General features: G+C 37.9%; 3 protein-coding genes. 1 reads left to right on the forward strand and 2 read right to left on the reverse strand.

Going from position 1 to position 3,277, the window contains the following annotated elements; translation table 11 throughout:
- The first annotated feature begins 405 nt into the window (after positions 1-405).
- On the forward strand, positions 406-1,713 hold the full coding sequence (locus tag OQ5_RS0103030; RefSeq protein ID WP_026055087.1) for a carboxypeptidase-like regulatory domain-containing protein: 1,308 nt from the start codon (positions 406-408) through the stop codon (positions 1,711-1,713).
- Positions 1,714-2,057: 344 nt separating this feature from the next.
- On the opposite strand, the gene OQ5_RS0103035 is transcribed toward OQ5_RS0103030, so the two are convergent.
- Together OQ5_RS0103035 and OQ5_RS0103040 are read right to left on the reverse strand one after the other, a co-directional pair.
- Positions 2,058-2,303 carry a hypothetical protein gene (locus OQ5_RS0103035; protein ID WP_016776081.1) on the reverse strand — a complete coding sequence of 82 codons (246 nt, stop codon included), beginning with the start codon at positions 2,301-2,303 and terminating at the stop codon, positions 2,058-2,060.
- A gap of 98 nt (positions 2,304-2,401) precedes the next feature.
- Positions 2,402-2,878: a hypothetical protein gene (locus OQ5_RS0103040; protein ID WP_016776082.1), complete on the reverse strand. Its 477-nt coding sequence runs from the start codon at positions 2,876-2,878 to the stop codon at positions 2,402-2,404.
- Positions 2,879-3,277 lie beyond the last annotated feature (399 nt).

The raw sequence follows: 3,277 nt of genomic DNA on the forward strand, positions 1-3,277 counted from the left end.
GTCTGTGGTTGCTTGCGTTTTTTGATATTTGAACATCTCATGACGAAAACTTATGAATAAAGCAGGTTAGAGGTTAGATCGTCTATATAAATTTGATATACTGCATTTTAGAAAACAAAAATCAACCATAAACAATTGTTTGGCAGCCTGTTGAAAAAGTTCAACAGTGCATTGAAAATAATGCAAACAGAATAAGGGTTTTTCGCACTCATGGTGTCTTTATATTGAAAAGGATGGAACAAACAAAATCGCTGTTAACAACGAAAAAATAACATCCAAAACAAACAGGTTCAACGAAAAGAGCATAGCAAGATTTGCAACAACTTGCCCCTGCCCGTCCCGATTATTCGGAAACTATTCGAGAACCTTTTAACCAAAATTTATACGGATAAAAAGAAAGATGCCATGAAAACTCTGATGATTAACCACAGAAAAAGTGTTATTACGCTGCTGGCCATTATCGCCGCCATAATAACCATTACACCTGATGCTCAGGCTTTCACCTCCGGGGAAGATGAGCAACAGTTTGATACTCTCAATTACGTATTGATTCGGGGAACAGTTGAAGATGAAGACAACGGTGACCCACTTGCTTTTGCAACAGTAGCCATAGAAGGAAGCAATGTTGCCACGGTCAGTAACTCAAGTGGTAACTTTTCACTGAAGGTACCAAAAAACATGACCGATAAAAACATCCGCTTTTCTTTCATCGGGTATGAAAAAAAATATATTCCTTTCTCTGAATTTCGGAAGGGACGTAATACTGTAAGGCTTAAAATGATTACTGTTCCACTCATTGAAGTTTCTGTTTTCCCGTCCGATCCGAATCTTTTGATCAAAGCCGTATTGAATCGTCGCGACGAAAACTACCTCAGTCAGCCGGTAAAAATGACTGCGTTTTATCGCGAAACAATAAAAAAGGGCTGGTCTTACGTTTCTTTGTCCGAGGCAGTTGTGGAAGTATATAAACATTCTTACGAGGATCCGCGGGAAGACCGGGTCAGACTTCATATTGGCCGGAAAAGTACGGACTATGACAAGCTTGATACGCTGGCCTTTAAACTTCAGGGCGGACCTTACACGGCAACCATGCTGGATATGATGAAAGACCCTTATCTGCTGTTCGACAATGAAATGATCGATTATTACAACTTCAAGATAAGTAATATTACACGCATAGAAGATCGTACCATCTATGTCCTCAGCTTTGAGCAGAAACCGCACGTCAATATACCTCTTTTCTACGGGAAACTTTATATTGACACGGAGAACCTGGCTGTCACGCGAGCCATATTCAACATGAATACAGAAGACAGAGATGAAGTAGCACGAATGTTTATCAGGAAAAAACCTCTGGGAGCACGTGTTTATCCAACCGAAGCATCATACATCGTCAACTATCGTGAAGACGAAAACGGAAAATGGTATTTCGGATATAGTCGGGGACAGGCTTCATTCAAAGTAAAATGGAGACGTAAATTATTTAACACCAACTATCATACAACACTTGAAATGGCTGTTACCGACTGGGAATATACCGAAGATAAACCTTTCCGGGGTTCTGATCGACTGAAGATGAATGCCATTCTTGAAGATGAAGTATCGGGCTTTTCCAATCCTGATTTCTGGGGCGATTACAATGTCATTGAACCTGAACAGCCTATTGAAGCTGCCATCAGAAAAATACAAAGAAAACTGGAGCGTGTGGAGTAAAAAATTTTTTATCACGTGAGGGTGCTTCACTTAAAAGTGAACCCCTCACTAAAAAAACAAACAAAAATATAGCGGAGTGGCTTCGGCTTCTCCGCTTTAATTAGTGCAAGTCTATAAACTCGCAAAATTTTTTACAATATGTGTGTCTGTTCAGAAAGTGTCATTTACAAGGCTTGTGAAGTCCGAAAATACGGAATTTACTCATCGTAAATGAGTAATTTTCGGACGAGCATAACACAGTAAATGTCACTTTATGGACAGACACTAATTATAAATCCGCCATGCCGGATGGGAACTACTGATTGTAGAAAGTAACCAGAAGTTACTTGTCTGTCCCGGATGTACTAAAATTCATCATCGTCGTACTCTTCTAAATCTTCTCCATCCAAATCATCATCAAAATCTTCGTCATCAAGATCTTCATCAAAGTCCTCATCGAGATCATCGTCATCATACTCCTCATCGAAATCTTCGTCAAGGTCGTTTTCATCCCATTCATAATCATCTTCTTCACTGAAATCGTCTTCATCAAAGTCGGGATCTTCATACCGAAATGCTACAGGATCAACTTTCAAAATACTCTTTTCCATGATTTTAATAAATAATAAAATTACAGGGTAAAAATATATAAAGGTTTTAAATCACAAACATTCCGGCAAAAAAAAATGTAGAATTAACTACATTTTTTTTATTCCACTTCGGGCCATATTAATTCTTCTTCTTCCTCATCCCAGAAAGGGCCCCATTGAATTTCGGTTAATATCCCGTTATCAAACCAAAGATTAAGGCTCACATCAAGAATGGTGGCTATTTGCTGACTGTTTTCTTCATTGTCAGACAACTCTTCAATGGAAATATCGCCAAGTCCCATCATCTCAATCTGTTCCATAACTTCCTGCTGACTGAGCCCGATCAGGTCAATGCCCTCGAAGGAGAAGTTATCAGAACTTACAGCCAAAGATGTTAATCGCCAATCTTCCATTTTATCAAATGAAGCAGATAACTCCATATCGTCATAATGCCATGCTTCAGACAAATCTTCCGGTAAATCCTCATTTTCAATGGACTCTACCTCATCGGGCTCGCCCATGATCTCTTTAAATTCATCGCGACTCATACCAAAATACAAGTTGTCAAGCCCTTTTCCAAGTTCTATTTTCTTCATTTTTACAGTTTTTCTTTTACAAATTTTGTTACAACCAAATGTAACGAATTAAAGGAAACCACCATCCCTTTTCAATATATTTTTTGACCGGTTTTGTTTCGTAGTCAGGTAAGCTGAATTATATATCCCTCGATCAGGAAAAAGAAGCAGAAATACAAAGAATAGAATATTATTTTGTGGTGAAGGAGTTTGAAAATTTCATATCACTGTTATCCTGATAATTATTCCAGAAGCGCAGTAATTCTATTTTGTCCTTATCAGTATATCTGTAATAAAGAGAAATTTGTTTGCAAACAACACATTCACGGATATTTTTGTAGTTACTCTCTTTAAACTCAATATTTCCCCTTTTCAGGTTAAACAATACTTTATCAACATCTTCAATAAATTTTCACTGCT

It is taken from the genome of Anaerophaga thermohalophila str. Valhall, assembly GCF_000250735.1.
In the GTDB taxonomy this organism is placed as follows: domain Bacteria; phylum Bacteroidota; class Bacteroidia; order Bacteroidales; family Marinilabiliaceae; genus Anaerophaga; species Anaerophaga thermohalophila_A.